The sequence below is a fragment of the Colwellia sp. KU-HH00111 genome, from assembly GCF_040362745.1.
GTDB lineage: Bacteria > Pseudomonadota > Gammaproteobacteria > Enterobacterales > Alteromonadaceae > Colwellia.
Window position 1 is genome coordinate 26,607 of the sequence record NZ_BAABWO010000007.1, and the last position, 24,164, is coordinate 50,770.

The following is a 24,164-nucleotide window of genomic DNA, read 5'->3' on the forward strand; positions in this document are numbered from 1 at the left end:
TCAAGAGACTGTTACTGTCAGATTTGATTGAGTTCTGTAAATTAAATCTGACAGATCAAGTTAAGACTTACTCAATTAAGTTGCGGCAAGTGCAACCTACCCTTGATGTATTACAGCAAAGCCTAGATATATTTATCTACATCTAGGCTTTTTAGCTATATTTTACCAAACATCTTTAGCGAGTTTACCTTGCACATCATTGACTTTATCACGATTAAACCTTGGTAAGGCAACCGTTTTTCGTTGATGATGATAGTCTTTAGTTACCGCAATAATGGTAGTGGATAAAAGCATGAGAGCGGTAATATTAATGAGGGTCGTTAACCCGAGAGAAAGATCCGCTATTGCCCAAACTTCAGGTAATGAGGCATTTGCTCCCCAAAATGTCATGGTAAGAAAAACAAGAGTAAAGACAGTTCGGCCCATAGTGTTATCAAATTTGAATAGCACTAAGTTACTTTCAGCATACACATAATTAGCCACAATAGAGGTAAATGAAAATAAACAAATGGCAATTGTGATGAAATCACTACCCCAGGCACCCACATGTTCGCTGACAGCACTTTGTGTGAGGCGAATGCCTGTTAACCCTTCATTGCCTAATTGATTTTGAGCTAATAAAATAATCATTGCCGTTGCGGTACAAACAACAATAGTATCAATGAATACACCTAACATTTGCACATAGCCTTGTGCCGCAGGATGACGAGATGCTGCACATGCTGCTGCATGGGGCACAGTACCAGCGCCAGCTTCGTTAGAATATAATCCACGTTTAACACCGTTAATGATGGCAGCACCTAAAGCTCCGCTACCAGCTTGGGTTAACCCAAAAGCTGATTCATAAATCATCACGATGATATCGGGTAATAATGCGTAATTTACAATACAAATATATAACGCTAGTGCCAAATAACTAATACCCATAATAGGCACTAAAATACTAGAACATCTAGCGATCATGCGCACGCCGCCTAAAATAATAAGGCCAGCGAGCAGTATAATAATTAAACCTGAAAGAGAAGGGGGGACCTGATAAGCATGGCTTAATGCATCCGCCATGGTATTTGCTTGAGTTGAGCTAAACACTAGCCCATAACCAATAAAAATACAGGCTGAAAAAATGGCGGCTAGCATAGGCTTTTTCAACCCCATTTTTATATAATAGGCAGGACCCCCTCTATATTGTCCTTGGCTATCTTTCACTTTATAGAGTTGGCCCAGCAAGCTTTCTGCATAGCCAGTCACCATGCCTAGTAAGGCGATAATCCACATCCAGAATACCGCACCAGCACCCCCTAAAGAAATCGCAATGGCAACTCCGGCTAAGTTACCTGTTCCCACTCTAGCGGCTAAACTCGTCATCAACGCCTGAAATGCAGATATACCTTTAGAGTTACTAGTAGCGCCATTTTTTAACACACTAAACATATGAAAAAAATGGCTAAACTGTAATAGCTTAAGCCGACAACTAAACCAGATCCCGGTACCTACCAGCATATAGACTAATAAAGAATCCCAAAGGATACTGTTGATGAAATTTACTATTTGGCTCATTGACTTACTCACTTTTGTTTTTGTTATAGGTTAAAGATTTTTTGAATGTAGGTATTGAGTTTTAGAGAGGGTGGCTCCACGACCAATAGGGGAGAGATCGTGAAGCCAAGGCATCCATGCCAAACACTTTTATGGAGCTTTGTTATCTAAATATGAATAGCACGTTGAAAAGCATCTAGTACTGATTCGTGCATCATTTCAGATAGGGTTGGGTGAGGAAATACTGTGTGCATTAACTCATCTTCTGTAGTTTCCATTGTTTTAGCAATAGTAAAACCTTGAATCAGTTCGGTAACATCATTGCCGACCATGTGTGCGCCAAGTAATTCACCCGTAACGTCATCAAAAATAACTTTTACTAGCCCGTCGGTATCACCTTGAGCAATGGCTTTACCATTTGCTTGAAAAGGAAACTTACCTGTTCGCACTTTGAAACCTTGATCTTTCGCCTTTTTCTCCGTTAAGCCGATACTTGCCACTTGCGGAAAACCATAAGTACAAGCAGGAATCATCGATTTATCTAACGCGTGAACCGTTTTCTGTTCAGCAATTTTTTCAATACAAATAATCGCTTCATGGCTTGCTTTATGTGCTAAACATGGTGCACCAGCAACATCACCAATAGCATAAATTCCTTGCGCAGATGTTTGACAGAAATCATCTACGGCAATAAATCCTTGCTGATCAAGAGATACTTCAGCGGTGCTTAGTCCAATATTTTCAATATTAGGTATGACACCAACCGCTGTAATGACTTGCTCTATAGTTAATTGCTCAGTTTTGCCATTTTTTTCTATGGTTGCAGTGACCTGATCTTTGAGCCTTTCAAGCTCAACAACTTTTGTAGCAAGTTTAAATTTCATGCCGCGTTTCTTCATTGCTCCTTGTGCAATGTCAGCAATCTCTTTATCTTCAAATGGCATAATTTGATCCATGGCTTCCACCACGGTGACATCACAACCGAAGGTTTGATAAAAATTAGCAAACTCGATACCGATAGCCCCTGAGCCTATAACTAGTAATGACTTTGGCATTTTTTTAGGAACTAAAGCTTCTTTATAACTCCATACGCGCTCGCCATCATCCTCAAGCCCTGGAAAGCTTTTTGCTCTAGCGCCTGTGGCAAGTATGATGTGTTTAGCAGATAATTGTGCTTCAACCTTATCATTGTTAGACACTGACACTTGCTGCAGTTTCGATTGAGCATTCATGCCTATAAGCTTGCCATAGCCATTGAAAACACTAACGTTGTTCTTTTTCATTAAATGACTAATACCACCGGATAACTTGGCAGAAACATCGCGCGAACGTTGAACAATTTTATCTAAATCAAAAGCAATATCCTTTACTGATAGCCCATAGTCTTGAGCATGAGACATTTTTTGAAACATCTCTGCAGATTTAAGCAATGCTTTGGTTGGAATACAGCCCCAATTTAAACAAATACCACCTAGATGATTAGCTTCAATAATTGCGGTTTTCATGCCAAGTTGCGCCGCTCTAATTGCGGCAACATAACCACCTGGGCCAGCACCAATAACAATCACATCAAAGCTATATTGCTCAGTTTTATTATCTAACATGTAGGCTCCTACAATATAATTGAAATTGGATCTTCAATGATTTCTTTAAATGCTTTGATAAAGCGAGCACCAATAGCACCATCAACACAACGGTGATCCATGGCTAAGGTCACAGACATCACAGTCGCTATTGATAACTCTCCATCGATAACTATCGGTTTTTGCTGACCAGCACCAACCGATAAAATACCATTTTGAGGCGGGTTAATTATCGAGGTAAAGTTGTCTATGCCAAACATGCCTAAGTTAGAGATAGTGAATGTTCCGCCTTGGTAGTCAGCGGGTTTTAATTTGCCCTCTCTTGCGCCTATTGCTAGTTCTTTAGCAACATTAGATATACTGGCTAAACCAATCCCGCCGGCATTTTTGACTACAGGTGTAATTAAACCATCATCTACAGCGACAGCAACGGATACATCTACTTGATCAAAATAGATTACCGAGTCACCGTCCCACATACAGTTAGCTTCAGGCACAATAGCCATTGCTGAGGCAACAGCTTTAATGACAAAGTCATTGACTGATATTTTATAAGCCGCATTTTTTCGTTCATTTAACTGCTTGCGCATGGCTAAAAGCGAGTCAATTTGACAATCTACCGTCATATAAAAGTGAGGAATATCTCGGCTTGATTCAGTTAAACGATCGGCAACAACGGTTCTCATACCTGAATTCTTCTTGCGGGTAAAAACAGGTAATAAATTGTAATCAATTTCAATTGCCACAGGTTGTGTTGTAGTATTGACTTGCACTGGCTTAGTTAAGTCAACCCCCATCAATAATTCAATATCGCGCTTAACTATTTTTCCTTTAGCGCCACTACCGGTTATTGCTTTTGCATCAAGGTGTTGCTGTTCAGCCATACGTCTTGCTAGAGGCGACATATTCAATGAACCATTATTGATTGATGATATGTCTACTGAACTAGGCTCGGCAGGTGCTACAACCTTGTCTGTATCAGTAATAGTGCTAGCAGCAGGCTCAGTTATTTCACTTGTTGTTATAGGAGTGCTGATTTGGCTTTCATCAGTTGAATTGTCACTTTTGGCAACTTTTTCAATAGCAGTACCAGGCTCAGATAGTTTTACTATCACATCATCAACTGGCACTTCATCACCCATTTGAGCGCATATTTCGCTAATTACACCATCGCTAGCCGCTTCAACTTCAATGGTGACTTTATCTGTTTCCACTTCAACGATAATATCGCCAGCAGCTACATTGTCGCCAACTTCAACCAACCAATTTGCAATAATACCTTTAGTCATTGTTGGTGATAACATCGGCATTTTCATTTCAATAGACATACGACTACCTATTACGAATTAAATTTAAACAAGAAGATGCACACGCATCAAGAATGGCATCAGCGTCAATACGGTAATGCTTATATAAATCAATAGAGTCACCAGACTGGCCAAAGCTATTGACTCCAAGCCCTTCAACGCGGTGCCCCAAAACTCCACCTAACCATGTTAGTGTTGTAGGATAGCCATCAACCACAGTGACTAACCCGGCATTGTCAGCTAAAACGGCCAATAAGTTTTCAATGTGAGCACGGGCTGATTTATCACCTTTTTGGCGGTCGGCTTTCGCTTTTTGCCAATCAGAATATAGCTTGTCCGCAGAGGTAACTGCTAATAAACCAGCATCAGGCATTTCTTCCAGTAATTGTTCAAATGCTTGTTTTGCTTCAGGAGCAATGACTCCGATATATACAATTGCTAATGCACTATTATTAGCTGGTTTCTTATGCCAGTATGCGCCTTGAATAATTTCATCTTTTAGCGTTTGGGTTAAGTCACGCTTTGGTTGCTCAATACTTCGGGTAGATAACCTTAAATAGGTTGAGCAGCCTTCAGGTTTTTGCATATGATCTAAAGACCATTGCATGATACAAGCAACTTCATCTGAGTAAGCAGGCTCAAAAGATATTAAATTAGGTTGAGCCATACCAATGAGTTGGGTGTTAAATGACTGATGCGCACCACCTTCAGGTGCTAAGGTAATACCTGCGGGTGTGCCTATCAGCATAAATCGAGCATCTTGATAACATGCATAATTAAGTGCATCTAATCCACGACAAATAAACGGGTCGTAAACCGTACCAATAGGTAATAGGCGTTCACCAAAATGTTTTTCAGCTTGGCCTAATGAACTAAGTAAACTGAATAAGTTACTTTCAGCAATACCTAGCTCTATATGTTGACCTTTAGGAGATTGTAGCCACTTCAATGTTGATGGGATCTGCTCATCTTTAAAGGTATCTTCTTTAATAATGCGATGATAAACCCCACGCTTATTAACCCAAGCACTTAAGTTGGTTGATGAGGCAACATCAGGTGCTGTTGTAACAACACGATTTGCAAATTCAGCTTTACTAGCAGCAATTTGACTCATGACTTTACCGAAAGCAACTTGCGTTGAAGACTTATCACCTGCTGGTGTTTTAAATTCGTCAACAGCCAATACGGGTAACATTGCTTTGGGGGCTTTGCGCTGATTATAGGGAACGGTTGTTAAAAACTCGTTTAATTCGGTTTCAGAGCAAGATAAACCAGCCTGAGGTAGCCATTGCTCTCCATCAGCTATATTATTGTCTGCTTGAAATTGGGTCATTTGATCAGGTGTGATCATGCCCGCATGGTTATCTTTATGTCCAGCTAGCGGTAAGCCATAACCTTTTACAGTGTATGCAACAAAACAACGAGGTTTGTCATCTTGAACATTATGAAACGCTTCACAAAGTAATTCCATATCATGGCCACCAAGATTGGCCATTAAGGTACTTAATTGCTCATCATCGTGGCTATCTAAAAACTGTTTAAGGCCTTTAGTGCCTTTTAAGTCTGCTGATAAGCGTTGACGCCAAGCAGCACCGCCTTTAAAAACCATAGCTGAGTAGAGTTGGTTAGGACACTCATCAATCCATGTTTTCAATGCATTACCCGCAGGGCCTTTAAAAGCTTGTTGCTGAAGTTTTCCGTATTTTAAGGTAACAACCTCCCAACCAACGGATTCAAAAAAATCTAAAATGCGTTGATACAAATCATCATTAATAACGGCATCTAAACTTTGACGGTTGAAATCAATAATCCACCAAGTATTTTTAAGCTCTTTCTTCCAGCCCTCAAGTAACGCTTCGTAAATATTGCCTTCATCAAGCTCTGCATCACCTAAAATAGAGATCATCCGGCCTTTATTATCAGCATCGGTATTGGTTAGTAAATTATGATCACCAGCAAAATCTTGCGTAATTGAAGAAAATAATGTTGCGGCAACACCTAGGCCAACCGAGCCAGTCGAAAAGTCAACTTCGGTTTTATCTTTAGTAATTGAAGGGTAGGACTGAACACCTCCAAAGGCTCTAAAACTTTCTAATTGTTCTTGGGTTTGACGCCCTAACAAATACTGAATAGCATGGAAATTTGGAGATGCGTGGGGTTTAACTGCAACCTTGTCTTGAGGTTGCAAAACATTCATATACAGCGCGGTCATTACCGTTGAAATAGACGCTGATGAAGCTTGGTGCCCACCCACTTTAATACCATCGCGCGATGGGCGAATATGGTTAGCATTATGAATGGTCCAGCTGGCTAACCAGCGAACTTTATTTTCAATCTCTATAAGCATATCAAGGTTTTTTTGATCTAAACCTTGCATTGCTTTTTTGTTTTTTAATGTTTTAGGCATAAGAAAATTCTTTTTTTAACAACAGAGTTGAACTTACCCTGTGTATCAACAGTTAGGGTAAGCTCGACATTCACTTAACTTTAACTATGAAATAATTAGCTCACCTTTGAGCTCAGCACCTTTCATGACAGTCATTGCATTTGGGCTGTGAGAAACAGCTTTTTCGCTAAGCTGTTCAAATTGTTCCGTAGTGCCATCGCCTGAAACTTCAATTAAATACTGAATTGTTTTAAAACCAATCGGTGCATTTTCGTCAACACCTAAGAAACCTGCTAAATTTAACTCACCTTTAACGGTAACTTTAAGTGATTCTAATTGAACTTCCATAATCGAAGCGCCAACCGTGAACCCGACTAAAATACAGGCACCCATTCCAGATAATAAATACTCTTGCGGGTTGGGAGCTTGGTTTGTCCCAAGGAGCTGACGAGGTTCATCAATCACCCATTCAAATTCTCTATTGACCACATGTGGGCCAATTTCCATCGGTAATGCCGTTACTCGTGAACGTGTTCCTGTTTCCCAATTAAGCTCTACGCCATATTTTGCGATTCCTTCTGCGGGAAATTCTGTGATCTCGTTTACATATTCACTAAGTGCTGATACTGCAATACTGTTGCGCATGATAATTCCTTAAAAGTTAGTTAACTTATAGTTGTGCTAATGCTTGTTCAAAATCGGCGATTAAATCTTCACCATCTTCAATGCCAACGGACATGCGGACACATCCTGGCATGATGCCCATGTTTTCACGTTGTTTGATAGTTGAACTGGCGTGAGATGTATTAAATGGCAAACTAACGAGTGATTCGACACCACCAAGGCTGGTTGCTTGTCTAGAAAGCTTTAACAGGCTGGCTAATTTTTTAGCTGCTTCATCACCACCTTCAACGGTGAAAGAAATCATACCAGAGGCATTTTTCAGCATTGTTTTACCCAATTCATATTGAGGGTAGTTTTTTAATAAAGGATAGCGAACTGAAGATGTCTTTGGATGAGATGCTAGATAACTAGCAAGTTTAAAGGCACTGTCTTGGTGAGCGTTCATGCGAATAGCTAAGGTTTTCAAGCCTCTTTCGAGCATAAAGGCTGCATGGGGATCGAGAGAGCCGCCGTAGTTAAGTAACCGTGGCCAAACCATATCAACCAGTTTTCTACTGCCCATGATACAACCTGCAACAATATCACTATGACCATTGAGGTACTTGGTACAAGAGTGAATGACTATATCAGCACCTAACGCTAGAGATTTACAGCCGATAGGGGTGACAAATGTTGCATCAACCACTAAACGTAAGCGATGTTTCTTGGCAATTTCAGCTAGACGAGCAATATCAATTAACTTTAATAACGGATTAGTTAATACTTCAAAATATAGAATTTGAGTATTGGGTTGAATTGCCGCTTCGATAGCTTCGTAATTAGTTGGGTCTACAAAATCAACACTCATGCCAAATGTAGGGAACTCATGATTGAATAGGTTATATGTACCACCATAAAGTTCATTTGAAGCAACAACATGTGCACCTTTATCCATTAACGCCATCACAGTTGCAGTTATAGCTGCCATACCAGAACTAAAAACAAGTGCTGACTCGGCTCCTTCTAATGCGGCGAGTTTATTCTGTACAGCCCATTGGCTAGGATTGCCATAACGTGTGTAAATAAATTTATCGCGTGCATGTCCTTCCTCAACGGCTGTATATTCACTATCACCTAATACAAATGTTGATGTTTGGTAGATTGGTGTGCCAACAGCGCCAGTAGCATCATCATCCATAGTACCTGCATGAACAGCGATGGTTGAATCATTTGACATCCCCCAATCTTTTGCTTTTATTGCAGGGCCTTCAATACGATGGCGAGATAAATCATTGGTCCAAGAAATAGTGCTGCCTGAAAGGGCACTTTTACTGCGCTGATCACCTTTTACATTGTTTTCTTTTCTCATAACTCATTCACAGGTTAATTGTTAATTTATTAAGAAAGAGCACTAACCATGCCATTGGTGTTATTTTTATATATATCAATCACTTAGTTGGTGTTATTTGTTTTTGTAGTAGAACTGACTGTATTGTTATTGCAACACTAGGTGGGCATATCTGCTTGAGAGACCAGTTTTATAGGGTTTTCTAATTAAAGCTGCCTGTACCATAAATGAGACGTGTATCATCAGTGTTACGATTTTTTACGTGGTTTTGTTTTTGGTTTGTTTTACTGATTAAATTCAGAAAAACAATAAATACTGAAATTTAATTTGTATTTGATCTGATTGTGTGATTATTATTAATGCGGTTTATTTGAACGATATGTTTTGAATAGCCCATTTTAAAATAATAAAGGATTATTTTTCTAACTAACAATTTAAATAAAACAGAGATCTAATTATGAAAAACAAATATTTAACTATAAAGCTCAGCCTTGTTGCGGCTAGCATCTTAAGCCTTAATGTGAGTGCAACAGAACATACTGAAATGGGGAACGATTATATTTTTTCGGCACAAGAATTAAGTAAACTAGCTAACATTAAACAACCATTACTGAGTGATGATCAATTTGTGTTTAATAATGAGTTAGCATTGCTCGATTGGGATAGCGTTTTTGCGAGTTACTTCCCGCATTTAAAACCTTATCAAGAAACAATTATGCACTATGCTGGTTATTACAGTATAAATCCTAAGCTATTGATAGCATTGATTGAATATAAGAGTTTGTTGGTGAGCAACCCTTCAGAAAAAGGTTATCTTATGCCTTTTGCTGATCTATCAGATGAAAGCGGTTTTCAAGCACAAATAAAAGATGTTTCAAGTAAGTTGAGCAAACGTTTTTATGCTTATAAAAAACTGTCCTTACACCCTAAAAAAGAAAACTTTGTGTTAAGAAGCTATAAAATGCCCAGTACCGCGGCAACAATGGCTTTTGCCAGTGTTTTATCTAGGGAGAGCCAATTTAAAGCAGCACAAAAAAATCCGTACAAAGAAATGACCAACAAAAGCTCAAATACTGGGGACAATTTCCATCAAGTAAATGCTTCTCCTATAGTCAATGGCATCTTAGATGCTTATGAAACAGTATTTGCACAAAATAGTGATATTTTAAAAAATAAAGACGAGTCGAGCTTGGAGGGAAAAGAAGCCTTACAAGAGTCTAGTTCAATTAAAACACCAGCAAGTGCGGCGGCAAACTACCCCAATTTATACCTACCTTGGTCAAGTGGTTGGAGCTGGGTAGCAGGTGGTGCTCATGGTTTTGATGGTGGTTCATGGCCACTTTCTTCACTAGATTTTTATTACCCTGGTGGTAATACGGGCTGGGGAGGAAATAAGCCTTATGTTTATGCATCTCATGGCGGCACAGTGACTTGGTATTCACGTTGTAATATGCGCATAACGCATGCCTCAGGCTTAGCAACTAACTATTATCATATGGATAATCTGCAATATGGATCTGGTAGCTATATCAATGCAGGCACTTACATAGGTACTTATGCAAATAATAAAAGCGCGGCACTGTGTGAAGGTGGACAATCAACGGGGCCACACTTACATATATCATTGCTAAAAAATGGTTATTATGAGTCACTGCAAGGTTATAATTTTAGTGGTTATTATATTCAAGTAGGTACTTCTCAATATGATAGCAACTGTAGTAGAAATTACTTTTGGAAAAATGGTTATACCTATTGCGCAGGTAATAATATTTATAAGCCTTATGAATAAATATTAAGCTAATAAAAAGCACAAAGACAACTCTCTGTGCTTTCACTTAGTTTGCGAAATGCTAGGTGTTAATTTCTAGTTATTGATAACAAGTTACTACCTCTCAAGTAGGTAATTACCATTAACCATAGCAACCAGTAAATACTTCCAGCATGATGTTCTTTTGCTTTGGTAACAGAAATGTCTTGGCTGTATTGGCTTGTTCGTCCTAGCGCATCTTTTGCCAATAAGGTGATAGTGAAATTTCCTGCACTTTTATAAACATGCGTTGGCGAAGTACCTGCTTTTTTACCGCTGCCATCACCAAAATCCCATGAATAGATAAGCTTACCTGCACCTTTAACTGTTTTATTAATACCATGTACTTTTAGGTAGTTTGTTGTAGTAATAAAACTTGATTCAGGTGGCTCTACCAGCTTAAGTGTTAACGTTTGTTGCGTAGTTAAGGTATCACCATTTTGATTAGAAGCTGTTAGCACAATAGTATAATTACCCGCAGATTGGTAGGAGTGTGTTGGCGACATTTCTTCGCTTTGATTACCATCACCAAAATCCCATAAATAGCTTAACGTATCATCTCCCCAGCTGCTTTCATTGCTAAAGATCACTTCAAGATAATTAATTTCAGCGGTGAATTTTGCCCCCTGTGTTGCTACCCTATGCTCAACAGATGCTGTCTCACCATTGTTGTCAGTTATTTGAAGTTCTACAATGTATTCACCATTTTTATCATAAGTATGAGTAGCTGACTTCTCAAATGACAGGGGACTGTTATCGCCAAAGTCCCACTGATAAGTTAACCATTGTGTTTCACCAAATGAATTGTCAGAAAAGCTAATTGTGTTCTTAATTATGCTTTGAGTAGAAAACTGTGCTGTTAATGGTAGTTTTTCTGCAGATAAACGAATTTTGGCTGTTGAAGAATCTTCAGCTTGTTCCATAACTTCCATTTTTAGTCCATGAATTGGTAATATTACGCCTGATTCAGGTTGAAGAGGATTTATATAGCTGTTTTGGTCATCAAATAGGCTTATTGCAGTTAACCTATCATCTGCAGCTTTTTCTCGTTGGTCGAAAAGGCTAAAAACAGCATCTCTAATTTGATTTGACGTCCACCAAATTCCATAAACATCATCTTGAACAAGCTGCTGATCAGCATCTATAACACTGGTGAAGCCCTGTCCGGGATGGATACTTACTTGGTTATTAAAAAAGCTACTGTCAGCTAACCACATTAATATGCCATGATCATATTGTTCAGTATCAAGCCCTTTGTCGACATCTTCATAACTTCTAAGCTGAACATAATAATTTTGAGTAGCACTGCTACTGGTCTTGAAATGTTCAATACGACTAAAACCATCAAGCTCAGCATTATTTGCATTTTCAGCGTTGTCTATTATTGACGTATTATCACCAGAAACTAGCGTAATATCATCTACTAATAAACCATAACCACCAGTATTACTATCAGTTGAGTAATGAATAGAGACGGTAATCTCTTGTCCTTTAAAATCACTTACATCAAAGGATAGATCAAGCCAGCCATTTGCAATATTAGATGATTTGCCCGTAATATAATTACTGATTAAGCCATACCATTCGAATGTATCCGAAGCTTTATTGTCAGTAAGCGTATAATTACCTTTGATAGGTGTACCATTGACTAAAACCTGTGCGTAATCCCAATCTTGTTCTATATCCCAGAAAGCTTTCATTGATAGCTTACTATCGACACTGTTGGGTATGGCTACCTTAAAGCTCATGGAGTTTGATAAGTTATCACCCATAGCAGAATGAAATTGATTAAGTCCTGCAAAAGGTGAAATAGCAAAGCTGTTTCCTTCAGGGAGTTTAATATCGATTAAATTGGTCGACTCATTATGAGTTGTGGCCGCTACAATATCAATAACACGTTCTTGGTCTTTTAATTCATCTATTGTGACTGGTGTTGAGGTTACCCAGTTTCCACCAAATGCATCTTGTAATTCAACTTTAGCTAATGGACTAAAGCCAGTTGGTATTGCGCCAGGTATAGCATCACCTGCCCAACTACCGCTAGACATAAGTGACCAAAAACCAACGGGTGAATTAGGCGCTGAATCATTAGTATCGTATTCGTCTTTTAAATTGGCTACCATGTGACCAAACTCATGAGTTACTACACCAATAGCTGAATCAATACCTTGTACTGTATAACCATGTCCACGGTAATTTCCTGTACCATTATAGTCAGTATTTGGAATGTCATAATTATCAATATTCCATCGATGTGCCCAAATAGCATCATCGCCAAGCACACCACCACCTGCGTCAGCACCTACACTTGAATGAAATACCATAATGTAATCGATGTAACCGTCGGGCTCTGCAATAATGCCATCACCATCAAGGTCAGCGGGATCGATTAAATCAAACTCGCTTAAGTCAATATCATAGGTGGTTACCGCTTTGTTTAATGCTTCTTTTATTAATGATGTGGCCTCTTTATCATTACCCGCTTCATTATTTTCACCGTAAAAACTGGCATCTTTATCAGCGGTTAACCAACCATAAACTTTACCGTTAAATTTGAAGCTCTCTCCTGACTCACTCGCATAATACTGGTGGGCGCTCATTAGGTTTTCATTGTTTGGTCCGACAAAGCCAGTAGGAGAAAACATTAAATTTTGATAGTGGTCAGCATCATATGTTTGGTAAAACATAGCTGTATCGTCAGTAGTTAACTGGTTGTTATCATGCGGTAGATCTGGAAAATCAATAAGTAGCGTTAATATATTAACTTCATGGGCATTTGAGTTTTTATTGCCACCTTTAGCATCTTTACTTTTTGCCTTAGGTAAACCTTTATCTTTAACTTTTGAATAGTTAACTACTTGTTTTCCCGCAATTTCAAAAACATAATCATTTTGTTGAGTTTTATTTTGTTTAATATAGCGATTAAAAGCCGTAATTTCTTCTTCTTTACTGGCATCTTTAGCTAGTTCCCCCCGCTTCTTTAACCAGTAAATTATACGTTCTTTATTAATAACACCAGCATCTTTTATAGGGGCATTAGTTACAGCTGTTGAGTGTTCGTGATTTTGTTTACTGTGCGCGGTGTTTTGTGTCGTGATTAGTAGGGCAGTCGAAACTAAAAGACCTATGCTTTTTTTTAAAAATAACATGAATTTGCCTCATGATTGAATTGAAAAGCTTTACTTGCGTTGAAATTATCTAAGTAACAACACAAGTAAAGGAGAGGAGGGGGGATTACATTTCGATAGTAACGCCTAAATTATAGGTACGCCCGATAACATCAGAAACACCATATAATCCACCTTGCAAGCCTGTAGTTCTTGGCGGCTCTACATCAGTCAAGTTACGAATACTAAAACTGAAAGAGGTACTATCATTAAGGGTGTAATGGCTAATAAAATCAAAGCGTTTTAATATTGGTGCAACACCATCTCCGTTTGGATAAACTTCATCATAATTTGCATTTTCATGATTGAAGTTTGGTGCTTCGACTGACTTATCACGCAAGTTTGCGCGAAGTTTTACACTCCAGTCGTCAGTTTGATATGCAACACTAAAGTTAACTAGCAGGTCAGGATAATAGTAACCACCCTTGTAGTTATAATAGGTATCTTCAGGCTTTAAAGGATCACTAATAGTATTGTGGTCTAACCATTGGTTAACAATAACAGAGGTAAAAAATTCACCGTCTAAATTGTCAAATAAAACATCAGCATCAAACTTGTATTCAACTTCATAGTCAATCCCTGAAAGTAATGACTTGCCTAAATTGATTGAACCACCTTTTATTTCTGTGATAGCGCCATCAGCACGTCGAGTAATGGCATTACATGCTGAGCTATCTAAACCAGGGGTGTCGTAACAAGTTTTTAAAAGCTGACTTACCGATACGGTAGTTATCTCATTGGTTAAGTTCATTTCCCACCAATCGATAGAGATATTTAGGTTAGGAATAGCAGATGGGGTTAGTACAAGCCCAACCGTTAATGTTTTTGCATCTTCTGGCTTTAACTCTGGGTTACCACCTGAGCGTACTCCTCTGCTAGCAGTTGATAGAGAATCTTCCCAGTTTGCTCCTACTGCTGCAGTACAGTTTGCTGTTCTTACTTCAGGGTTATCACCTTCGCCAGGTTTATTACATGGATCGGTAATAAATGAAAAGCCAATATTACCTGGATTAAATAAATCGTAAACGGTTGGCGCTCTAACACTTGCAGAAGCACTTGCTCTTAACTTAACATCTTCAATTATTTGATAGTCTAAGCCAATACCCCAAGCATCAACGTTTCCTATGGTGCTGTAGTCAGAGTAGCGGTAAGAGCCATTGATAGTTAGTGTATCAAGTACAGGAACATCAATTTCAGTAAAATACTCTTTTACATCAAGGCTGGTTGGTTTAATTGGTGGTGATAAACCAGCAAGTAAAATATTACCTGCGTATTCAGCAGCATCAGGTGTTGATTCAATCACCTCTTTACGGTATTCGGCACCGAAAACTACATTAACAAAACCTGCAGGCAGTTCAAATAGTTCTCCACTGATATAACCAGATATTATAGTTTGCTCATTTCTGTTTGAGGATTGCGCAACACCGCTTACCCAATCAATGGCTTCTTGATCAGTGTTTTCACCAAATATCGCTAATGGTAAACAACCAGTAGCGCTTGGATTACCCTCAGCGGTTGCTCGACAAACTGCATTACCATCGGCGTCTTCAATTACATCAAAGGCAAAGTCATGTCTATCTTTGTAAAGACGATTACGTCTTTGGCTTAGCTTTGACTCACCATGTTGCATGGATATATCCCAATCCCACTCCATAAATACGCCATTAAAGCCAAATAATGTACTGTAAAAATCGCGACTAGAGTCATTGCCTTGGCGGCCAAAGTCTTCGTGAGTTCTATAAACTATATCCCAACGACTAAGGCTCGCATCAGAAACAATATCATCCCAGCCTTTATCATCCATAAAGTCTCTAACCGATTGAGGTAACGTTGGGTTTTCTCTATGTACAGTAATTGGCGAGGGGGTATAAGGCATTTGACCTAACCATTGACTTTCACTTTTTGCAATCTGCATGGTTGAGTAAAATGAAACCTCGTTTGACACTTCATAATTAAGGTTAATCATTGTACTTAGCACTTGTTGAGCACCACGTAATTGATAGGCATATTCACCAAAATTAAAGCCAGGACCACCTGAGGTGTATTGGCCGTAAAACGTATTGTCGTTAAAAGCAAGTTCACCTGTACCTGGATCGATATAATAGTGATCATATTGACCTTCATCCCAGTTCCAGGTCCTAATACCCCCAGTCGCAGGGTATGAGCCAGTGTGTCTATCATTAATGATTAAATAATCTGGAATGCCATCAGTAGACGTTTCACTCAGTGGGTTAGCAACTGAAGCAAGTAAGTTTTTACCGTGAACAAATTTTCTATCTTTTTGTTGTAACGGCTCGCTATTAGAATAATTAATACCCGCATTGATATTACCACGCCCGTCAGCAAATGAGCCCCCCATAGAAAGTGAAAACTGTTGCGCTTCTGCGCCACCTTTTTCAGGAATAGAGGTGCTAGCAGAGACTTTAAAACCTTCATAATCTTTTTTAAGCTGAATATTAATTACACCCGCAAGTGCGTCTGAACCATACACAGCTGACGCACCACCAGTAAGAATTTCAACTTGTTCAACCATACCAATAGGAATGTTTGATAAATCAACCGCACTACCAGAAATACTTGAAGCAACAATACGTTTACCATTGATTAATGTGAGGGTTCTATTAACACCTGCACCACGTAAGTTTCCTGATGTTGTACCGTCTGAGCTATTGCCTAAGTTATTACCAACAGCAAGCTGAGGTAAATCAGATAATGCTTCTTCAAGGTTTGAAAAACCTGTATCTTTCAGCGTTTCAGCAGTAATTATAGTTATTGGACTTGCAGACTCGAAAGTTTCTTTTTTGATACGAGAGCCTAAAACAGAGATGCGCTCTACTTGATCTTCACTATTATCTATTTGTTCATCTTGTGCATAGGCTGTTAAACCCGGCGCAGACATCATTAAAATACCAACAGCTATTGCTTTTGATAACTTATTACCTTGGATTACTGACATATTTAATACCTTTATTTTATAAGAATTATAAGGCTGTACCTTAGTGTGTTTTCGTCGCACCACTTGACAACTACTGCAGATTTATAAGTAGGTTTTTGCAATGCTAAAGTAACTTAGCAGTATACGTACCAAGTAAAATGTTTTATATAAATCAGTTATTTAGGTGTGTTCGTTGGTTTTTTTATTGGGTGGTAAAGGGCTGGTGTTACAGTTTTGAACCATTAAATATGAAGATGGCGCTCAAGAGCACAAAAATTACTATTAGCATGGTTTTTAGTGCCAGATTCATTTTTGCAACACGTTACATACTTGAAACAAATAGTTGAGCTATCAAAACAAAAAAGCGCTAATAGTAGCCTATTAGCGCTTTTACCAATTCATATTCTTTATTTTTATTAAAAATGATTACTTATCAGTATTGTTTTTAAACTGAATGAATGGAGCTTTTGCAAAGTTACTGCCTTTAATTTGTACAATAATATGTGCTAGTTCATTAGGCGTAATAACTTGTTGATAAAGATGTTGAATCTCTTTCACCGTAACCTTCTTAATGGCATCAATAAGTTTTTGTTTACTATCAAAAGTTAGCTTACCAGTTTGCCAGTCACTTAAATATTCACTTTGCTCTTGATAAATGTTTTTCGGTTTTTGAGTCAAAGAGACTAATACTGCCTGTCGATATTTCTCTAGGGTATCACTATTAAGTGAGGTGATATCATCACTAAAGTTAGCTTGAAAAGCTTTGAAGCGTGCTAACATTTTTGTTGGTGATTTTACCGGTGTTTGTATGTACCAGGCATAGGTGATTTGTCCATCCTTTACTGTAGTGTAGAACCCTACACTATACCCTAACTGCTCTTCAGTACGGATTTGCTTAAACAGTGCAGGCGATACGATTTTTGCTAGCACTTTACCTACAGCTTCTTTTTTCACTGTATGTTTTTGCCATTTGGCATCAATAAGCGCAACGTCATTTTGTTGCGCATTTACTTTAATATTTACTTTTTCATTGTCGCTAAACTTATGATATTGAGTAAAAAATATAGGTGCTTTACTGTTAGTCGCTTTTACTTTTAATGACGTTTCAACTGATTTCACAAAGTGATTGAGTTGGCTTTGGTCAAAGTTACCAAACGCAAAAGCATTGATTCGCACGGATTGGATAAAGTTATCTGCAAATGCGGTTAAATCATTCAATTTAAGCTTAGACAAAGTCTTTAATAAATCTTCTGCTGGATACTTACCTTCAATTAAAAAAGTATTGTATTGCTCAAACGCTTGGTTATATAAGGCATCTTTATTTTTATTATGTAATGACGTTTGTATCGATTTCTTCCAGTGGTTAAAACTTTTATCATTAAAGCTTATTGAGGTTAAAGCATTAATTGCTTTAGATTGAAGCTCAAGCTGCTTATTAGTAAATCCAGCACTAATTAATGTTAAACCTTGCTGATGGTTAACTTGTAAAGACATCCCAGCATTATAGGCTTCAGTTTTTAATGGGCTTATTTTATCAGTGATAGCCTTATGAAGAAGTAATAATAAAGCTTGCTCATTTGCGCTTTTAGTACCTAAATTGGTATTTAAGTTAATATTAATACCGCCTTTTGCAACTGAAAATTGTTCACTGTGTTTAACGTGTAAAACGCTACCTAATGGGGTGGATATTTTAGTTGGTTTAGGCTGTAATTTTGTTTTAACTAGGTCAAAGTTTTCTGGTAGCAAAGAATTTAAGGCGGGTAAATTTAGCGGGAAGCCACTGTTTGTATTTTGCCATTGTTGTATTTGTGATGGCAAAATGTCATCAATTTGGTATTTTGCGTCAAAATAGCCAATAGGTTGTTGTGGGGTTTGTTTATTATCAATATAAAATACTCTTACTCTATTAATCGTTAATTGAGCTAATAAGTGCTTAATGTTTTCTGGGCTAAAGTGTGAAAATTCATAATCAGCACTGAGTGTATATTTAGTAGGAACTTCATGCATTTTAGCTGCTAAATTTGCAGCATAACTATATTCACTGTATTTACTTTGGTAATCAAAACTGTTCTGCAGAGATTGCTTTATTTCTTGGTAATATTTGCGTGATAAGCCTTCTTGATTAATCAAGGTTAGATATTTAAATACAGAGTTGATAATAATATTGCGTTGTTTTAGCCCTTGTTCAGTTAAGTCTATGTCGATAAAAAACTCTCCTGAATTTCCAAATGCACTGGGATCAGCCCATGCTGACAACCCTTCAATTAACCCTTCAGTTTTTAAAGTGTCTACTAAAGTTCCTGGCATTTTACTGTTGAGTAGATAACTTACATAATAATTGGGCTTAGATAAAAACTGTTCAGCATTGTTTTCGATAACAAACTTTAATTGAATTTTTTTAAGGTCTTTTTGTGGTTTATACCTAATAATTTTTTTGGTTTGTGCTTCTGTTATTGCTGGAGGGATAATAGCTGATTTTTTGATATTATTATCTTTAATGGCGGCAAAGTATTTTTTTGCTATTACCTCTAATTCAGTGATAGAACGATTAGATACAAGCGCAACTTTCATCCGGTTAGCTTGATAAAACTGGTTATAAAAGTCTATCGTAGCTTGGTGCAAAGTTTGACCGTTTTGATCTTTCAAACTACTTAGGTTGCCCCAAGTGAAATTAGCTACAGGGTGAATGGGGTTTAAGGTTAAACCATTTAAATGACCAAGAATTACGCCGTCATACACTCCTTTCATGCTCCACTCTGAGTTCACAGCATTACGCTCTTTATTAATATATTTTTCAGCTAATAATGGCGCCTTAAAATAATCTGAAAACCTGTCTAATAATCCTTCGAAAGCATTGTTTTTAATGCTAGCCATATAATTAGTATGATCCATATCAGTGTAGGCATTATTCATACCGCCATTACTAGAAATAAAGGTATTGAAGCTGCCAACTTCGGGATACTTTTCTGTTCCCAAAAACAACATGTGCTCAAGAAAATGCGCTTGGCCCCAAAAGCCGTTAGTTTCATCATAAGAGCCAGCCTTCACAGCGAGAGCTACGGCAGAACGCTCCAAACTCGCATCAGAAACCAGAATTAACTCAAGTTTATTAGGTAAGCGTAGAACTTTATAATGCCTGTTATCATACTTACTTTGCTTTATTAACTGAGGCATTGCTTTAATTTTTGGGGATGCTGTTTCTGCTAGCGAGAATTGCTGAATACTGCAAGCACTTAGCATTAGTGAACATGCAATAAAGCTGAGTAAGGTGTAAAACTTTTGGGTGATATTGTTTTTACTATTCATTATATGGTTACTTTTAATTAGAATTATTTCTCAGTAACTGGGTCATAAATGAGCCAGTTACTGGCTCAATACTGAAACAGTTGCCTTATATACTGCAGCCATCAGAGGAGCAAAGTCCTACATTATTGTGTTCAGCTTGCTTGCATTCGTTTTGTGCCCAATCAAAGGCTTTTTTGAGGTTTTCTAACGTTGAAAAACCAGCGGATAATTTATAACCTTGTCTACCGTTTAGGTAAATTAAGGCAGGAAAACCTTGAACACCTAGCTGTTTTGCTTCGGCATATTCTTGTTTTGTAAGATTTAAGCAGTTTCCGCTTAAGTAATAACTCAAAAAGTCTTGTTGAGATATTCCAAAGGGTTCAGCAATCTTAGCTAGCGTATTTGCTTGCATTACATCCTTGCCCTCAACAAAAAAGGCGTGCTGTAAAGCATGAATATAGTTGAGCATGGCTTCTTCGCCGGCAAGCTTCTTCACTGCAACGGATGCTCTAGCGCTTGGCTCGGTATCGTAGCTAAAGCCTGGCGTTGCTAATAATTGCCAGAATAATGGGCTAAACTCTTTCCCTGATAGCTTAGTTACATGTAATGAGGCATTTTTTAAATAGTCTCTAAAATCTTTGTCACATCGCTTTGCTTGTATGCCAGGAAATAAGCCGCCATTAATAGTTTCGGTACAGAGCTCACTAGGGAGCTGATGATAAAATTCTTCCACAATAGAAGAAATACCGTAACACCATAAACACAAAGGATCGGTAACGTAAAGTAAACGAGCAGCAGTCATAAAAGTTCCTTAAGGTAGCAAGGGTAAAAACTATTTTTTACCCTATAAAACTTAAGTAAAAGCAGGTTTTGAACCAACTTGTAAATTACGATATATATCAGTGGATTAGTGTTAGTGTTTATAAAAACCAAATGACCAGCTGTTACATTATGGATACACTTTTAGTTGCTTGTATGTTAAAGCTTATATAAAACAGCTTGTTAGTGATGCTTTAGATGTGCTATTTTTAATGAATGTGTTACAAAACTGAGTCAGGGTATGCGTTTAGATATTGTTTCAGCCGATCGTTTAGGCATCACTCAAGAAATGCTTCGAGTAATAGTTGAAAAAGGTTGGAATCTCGCAAAAGTTGAAATGTATACCCACCATACCTTTGTTCATATCAATGAAAGAGGAATAAGTTTTGAAACCATCAAAAAAGAGCTTATTGCTATTCCTGATGTATCAGATGTTATTCGAGTAGCGTTACTACCAGGTGAGGAAAAGCGCAAACACCTTGATACTATTTTGTCTAAATTGCCAGAGCCAATCATTGATATAGATATACATGGGCAAATTATCGTCGCCAATATAGAGGCTGAAAAATCACTGGGTTTAACTAAAGATAGATTAGAAGGTAATAATATCTGTAATCTTTTGCCTATTAGTCTACAGCAGATATTAATGGAAGATCCTCCGGCGATTGATATCTGGTATGCGAAAAAACATTTTTTGATTGATATTACGCCTATCTTCACAAACTCTAAAGTAACAGGGGCTGTATTATTGCTGCAAAGTCCTGAACGGTTAGGGAAAAAAATATCGGAAAGACAAGCGCATACAGATAATAATATACAATCAATTATTGGCCATTCGATCAAAATAAAAAATATACAACAACAAACTCTTCGCTTTGCAAAGTTAGATTTTCCCGTATTGATTACCGGTGAAACAGGCACAGGCAAAGAGCTTTTTGCTAGAGCATTACACGAATCAGGGAAGCGCTCAAAAGCACCATTTCTTGCGCTAAATTGCGCAACTTTAGCTGAAAACTTATTAGAAAGTGAGTTGTTCGGTTATGCACCCGGTGCCTTTTCAGGTGCCCACAAAACCGGTAAGCCAGGGCTGTTTGAAATGGCTGAGAATGGTACCGTTTTTTTAGATGAAATTGGCGAAATGTCTGTTTATTTACAAGCGAAATTATTACGATTTCTACAAGAATTCACCTTCAGGCGTATTGGTGGTACCCACGAAATAAAAGCCAACATTCGAATTGTATGCGCTACTCATAGAAACCTTGAAAAAATGACGGTAAAAGGTTTATTTAGAGAAGATTTATTTTACCGTTTAAACGTGTTAAATATCAATTTACCCCCCTTAAGAGAGCGCAGTGAAGATATTTATGATTTAGTTAGTTTTTTTAGCATTAAAGCCTGTGAACAAATTAATATAGGTAGACCAACGTTCTCAGAACCGGCTATGCAATTACTAGAAAACTTTCAATGGCCGGGAAATATCAGGCAATTACAAAACGTCATTTTTAGAACATTAGCTTTAAGCGATAAAAGTACCATTGAAGCAGATGATATTTGCTTTTCAACTTCAACATCAGACCAAGAACTTGAGGCTTTTCGCGATGAAGATATTCGTTCACTGGAATATGCAGTAGAGCAATTTGAGAAAGGTTTATTGAGCAAGCTCTATGTGAATTATCCTTCTACTCGAAAGTTGGCGCAGCGGTTATCCGTGTCTCATGCCAAAATATCTCGGAAATTGAAAAAATATAACATTCAAAAAGCAGATTAAGGCTTTCTTAAGTAGACTACTAAGTTTTACTCACTATAGGCCAAAGCTGAATTGGGTAACAGTTCAGCTTACGTTCAGTTTGGCTTTGTTATCTTGATGACTACACATTAGTCAGAAGGATTGTTACGATGAAAAAAGTCATATTATTAACCTTGGTGTTCAGCTGTCTGTTTTGTACTCTGACAAGTTTTAGTGCTAAGTCCCATGATGTTGCTATAGATCAAATCCCAGAAGAGCAGGTATTTACCGAAGCCGAACTAGCTCAAATGCTAGCTCCCATAGCTTTGTATCCTGACAGTTTGTTAACGCATATTTTAATTGCCTCAACCTATCCCATAGAAGTGATAGAAGCGCATCGTTGGTTGCAACGAAACAATGACTTAAATGCCACACAATTAGCTAAATCTGTTGAAGATTATGAGTGGGACGCTAGTGTGAAAGCACTTGTACCTTTTGCACGTATTCTCAGCCGGTTAAGTGAAGATTTGAGCTGGACGAAGCAGCTAGGGGATGCTTTTTTACAAGACGAGGAAAGACTACTCGACAGTATTCAATCGCTGAGGAAACAAGCTAAGCATGCTGGTAATCTTGATAAAATGGAGAACATGGAAGTTAGTTTTGCTGATAACAGTATTATCATTGAGCCGCGTGAAAAAGAAATAGTATATGTGCCATATTATGATACCCGCATGGTTTATGGAGCTTGGCATTGGTCGGCTTATCCACCGGTATATTGGACGCCTCGTCGGAGTGTTTTTGTCAATCACCATAGACCTTTCTATTGGCATGCAGCGATTCATATTTCATTTGATTACTTTTTTAGTGCTTTTCATTGGCATAACCGTCATGTAGTTGTACTTAACACACCTCGTTCGCACAGCGTGTATCGTCGTTATTATCATCAACGTCCTCGTCGCTTAGTTGCTAGTGGCGGTTATGCTAAACGTTGGGTACATCAACCTAAACATCGAAAAGGCGTTGCTTACCGTAGTAAACATTTGAGTCAAAAATATTATACTCACCGCTCTAAGGCGCACCGAAGTAATAAAAAAACGCATCAAGCACATTTTAATAGCAACCAAAAACACAGGGTAAAACGTCATGAAAACCGTATTTCATCGAAGATAAAGCACACATCGATTAAAAAAGCTCTAGGAACAAGAAAGATGGCTGACAAGCAAGTTCGCCATTTAAATAAGCACCGTGGTGCTGCGTCAAACCGAGTAGTAAAAACTAAGGTGCCAAAATCTCAAAAAAGCGCTAGTTTACATAAACACCATAATAAAGGCAGATCGGATAACAAGGTGAAAAAACTGCAAAAATCAGCGGTAAGTAAATATCGTGGTAACCAAGCAAAAAAGGGGGCGCACACATTATATGCCAAAAATAATAAGGTGAAGCAAAGAACAGCTAGAGTGGTGAGCAAGCATAAAAGCACTGTTACTCGAAATAAGCAGCACCGTAATAATAGAAAATCAAATCACCGCAATAGCTCTGTTAAACAACATAAATAACTAAGGGTCTGTTGATCTTTGCTGATTATTTTTGCAGCAGTTTATTAGCCTTTTATACAAGGCAGAGCTTATGTTGTGTAGTTGTTCTACTCTAATAAGCGATAAC

Annotated in this window: 13 protein-coding genes; 3 read left to right on the forward strand and 10 right to left on the reverse strand. The window is 38.0% G+C overall.

Annotated features, from left to right (window positions below):
* Positions 1-162 precede the first annotated feature (162 nt).
* The 6 genes from ABXG98_RS13390 to ABXG98_RS13415 all read right to left on the reverse strand — a co-directional run bounded on the left by ABXG98_RS13390 (position 163) and on the right by ABXG98_RS13415 (position 8,784).
* Complete coding sequence (locus ABXG98_RS13390; protein ID WP_353539194.1) at positions 163-1,557, reverse strand: alanine/glycine:cation symporter family protein; 1,395 nt, start codon at positions 1,555-1,557, stop codon at positions 163-165.
* Positions 1,558-1,703: 146 nt separating this feature from the next.
* The gene (gene lpdA / locus ABXG98_RS13395) at positions 1,704-3,140 is read right to left on the reverse strand and encodes a dihydrolipoyl dehydrogenase (RefSeq protein ID WP_353539195.1); all 1,437 of its coding nucleotides are present in this window, start codon (positions 3,138-3,140) and stop codon (positions 1,704-1,706) included.
* Between the two features lie 8 nt (positions 3,141-3,148).
* Positions 3,149-4,447, reverse strand: a complete 1,299-nt coding sequence (locus ABXG98_RS13400) for a dihydrolipoamide acetyltransferase family protein (RefSeq protein WP_353539196.1) — start codon at positions 4,445-4,447, stop codon at positions 3,149-3,151.
* Between the two features lie 4 nt (positions 4,448-4,451).
* Positions 4,452-6,833, reverse strand: coding sequence for a thiamine pyrophosphate-binding protein (locus tag ABXG98_RS13405; RefSeq protein ID WP_353539197.1), 2,382 nt, complete (start codon positions 6,831-6,833; stop codon positions 4,452-4,454).
* An 84-nt stretch (positions 6,834-6,917) separates the two neighbouring features.
* Positions 6,918-7,457 carry an OsmC family protein gene (locus tag ABXG98_RS13410; protein ID WP_353539198.1) on the reverse strand — a complete coding sequence of 180 codons (540 nt, stop codon included), beginning with the start codon at positions 7,455-7,457 and terminating at the stop codon, positions 6,918-6,920.
* Between the two features lie 25 nt (positions 7,458-7,482).
* Positions 7,483-8,784, reverse strand: coding sequence for a trans-sulfuration enzyme family protein (locus tag ABXG98_RS13415; RefSeq protein WP_353539199.1), 1,302 nt, complete (start codon positions 8,782-8,784; stop codon positions 7,483-7,485).
* Between the two features lie 436 nt (positions 8,785-9,220).
* Here ABXG98_RS13415 and ABXG98_RS13420 point away from each other — a divergent pair, with 436 nt between their 5' ends.
* Positions 9,221-10,552, forward strand: a complete 1,332-nt coding sequence (locus ABXG98_RS13420) for a M23 family metallopeptidase (RefSeq protein WP_353539200.1) — start codon at positions 9,221-9,223, stop codon at positions 10,550-10,552.
* Between the two features lie 68 nt (positions 10,553-10,620).
* On the opposite strand, the gene ABXG98_RS13425 is transcribed toward ABXG98_RS13420, so the two are convergent.
* The 4 genes from ABXG98_RS13425 to ABXG98_RS13440 form a co-directional block, all read right to left on the reverse strand.
* Positions 10,621-13,719 carry an immune inhibitor A domain-containing protein gene (locus tag ABXG98_RS13425; protein ID WP_353539201.1) on the reverse strand — a complete coding sequence of 1,033 codons (3,099 nt, stop codon included), beginning with the start codon at positions 13,717-13,719 and terminating at the stop codon, positions 10,621-10,623.
* A gap of 85 nt (positions 13,720-13,804) precedes the next feature.
* Positions 13,805-16,693: a TonB-dependent receptor plug domain-containing protein gene (locus tag ABXG98_RS13430; protein ID WP_353539202.1), complete on the reverse strand. Its 2,889-nt coding sequence runs from the start codon at positions 16,691-16,693 to the stop codon at positions 13,805-13,807.
* A 405-nt stretch (positions 16,694-17,098) separates the two neighbouring features.
* Complete coding sequence (locus tag ABXG98_RS13435) at positions 17,099-19,978, reverse strand: insulinase family protein (protein WP_353539203.1); 2,880 nt, start codon at positions 19,976-19,978, stop codon at positions 17,099-17,101.
* A gap of 85 nt (positions 19,979-20,063) precedes the next feature.
* Complete coding sequence (locus tag ABXG98_RS13440; protein ID WP_353539204.1) at positions 20,064-20,759, reverse strand: DsbA family protein; 696 nt, start codon at positions 20,757-20,759, stop codon at positions 20,064-20,066.
* A gap of 258 nt (positions 20,760-21,017) precedes the next feature.
* Between ABXG98_RS13440 and ABXG98_RS13445 the strand changes: the two genes are divergently transcribed.
* Both ABXG98_RS13445 and ABXG98_RS13450 read left to right on the forward strand, forming a co-directional pair.
* Complete coding sequence (locus tag ABXG98_RS13445) at positions 21,018-22,544, forward strand: sigma 54-interacting transcriptional regulator (RefSeq protein WP_353539205.1); 1,527 nt, start codon at positions 21,018-21,020, stop codon at positions 22,542-22,544.
* Between the two features lie 128 nt (positions 22,545-22,672).
* Complete coding sequence (locus ABXG98_RS13450; protein WP_353539206.1) at positions 22,673-24,058, forward strand: DUF3300 domain-containing protein; 1,386 nt, start codon at positions 22,673-22,675, stop codon at positions 24,056-24,058.
* Positions 24,059-24,164 lie beyond the last annotated feature (106 nt).

Bases quoted from the DNA above. Each gene is read 5' to 3' on its own strand.
- ABXG98_RS13390 (WP_353539194.1), bottom strand. From the start codon at position 1,557: ATGAGCCAAATAGTAAATTTCATCAACAGTATCCTTTGGGATTCTTTA.
- lpdA (WP_353539195.1), bottom strand. From the start codon at position 3,140: ATGTTAGATAATAAAACTGAGCAATATAGCTTTGATGTGATTGTTATT.
- ABXG98_RS13400 (WP_353539196.1), bottom strand. From the start codon at position 4,447: ATGTCTATTGAAATGAAAATGCCGATGTTATCACCAACAATGACTAAA.
- ABXG98_RS13405 (WP_353539197.1), bottom strand. From the start codon at position 6,833: ATGCCTAAAACATTAAAAAACAAAAAAGCAATGCAAGGTTTAGATCAA.
- ABXG98_RS13410 (WP_353539198.1), bottom strand. From the start codon at position 7,457: ATGCGCAACAGTATTGCAGTATCAGCACTTAGTGAATATGTAAACGAG.
- ABXG98_RS13415 (WP_353539199.1), bottom strand. From the start codon at position 8,784: ATGAGAAAAGAAAACAATGTAAAAGGTGATCAGCGCAGTAAAAGTGCC.
- ABXG98_RS13420 (WP_353539200.1), top strand. From the start codon at position 9,221: ATGAAAAACAAATATTTAACTATAAAGCTCAGCCTTGTTGCGGCTAGC.
- ABXG98_RS13425 (WP_353539201.1), bottom strand. From the start codon at position 13,719: ATGTTATTTTTAAAAAAAAGCATAGGTCTTTTAGTTTCGACTGCCCTA.
- ABXG98_RS13430 (WP_353539202.1), bottom strand. From the start codon at position 16,693: ATGTCAGTAATCCAAGGTAATAAGTTATCAAAAGCAATAGCTGTTGGT.
- ABXG98_RS13435 (WP_353539203.1), bottom strand. From the start codon at position 19,978: ATGAATAGTAAAAACAATATCACCCAAAAGTTTTACACCTTACTCAGC.
- ABXG98_RS13440 (WP_353539204.1), bottom strand. From the start codon at position 20,759: ATGACTGCTGCTCGTTTACTTTACGTTACCGATCCTTTGTGTTTATGG.
- ABXG98_RS13445 (WP_353539205.1), top strand. From the start codon at position 21,018: ATGCGTTTAGATATTGTTTCAGCCGATCGTTTAGGCATCACTCAAGAA.
- ABXG98_RS13450 (WP_353539206.1), top strand. From the start codon at position 22,673: ATGAAAAAAGTCATATTATTAACCTTGGTGTTCAGCTGTCTGTTTTGT.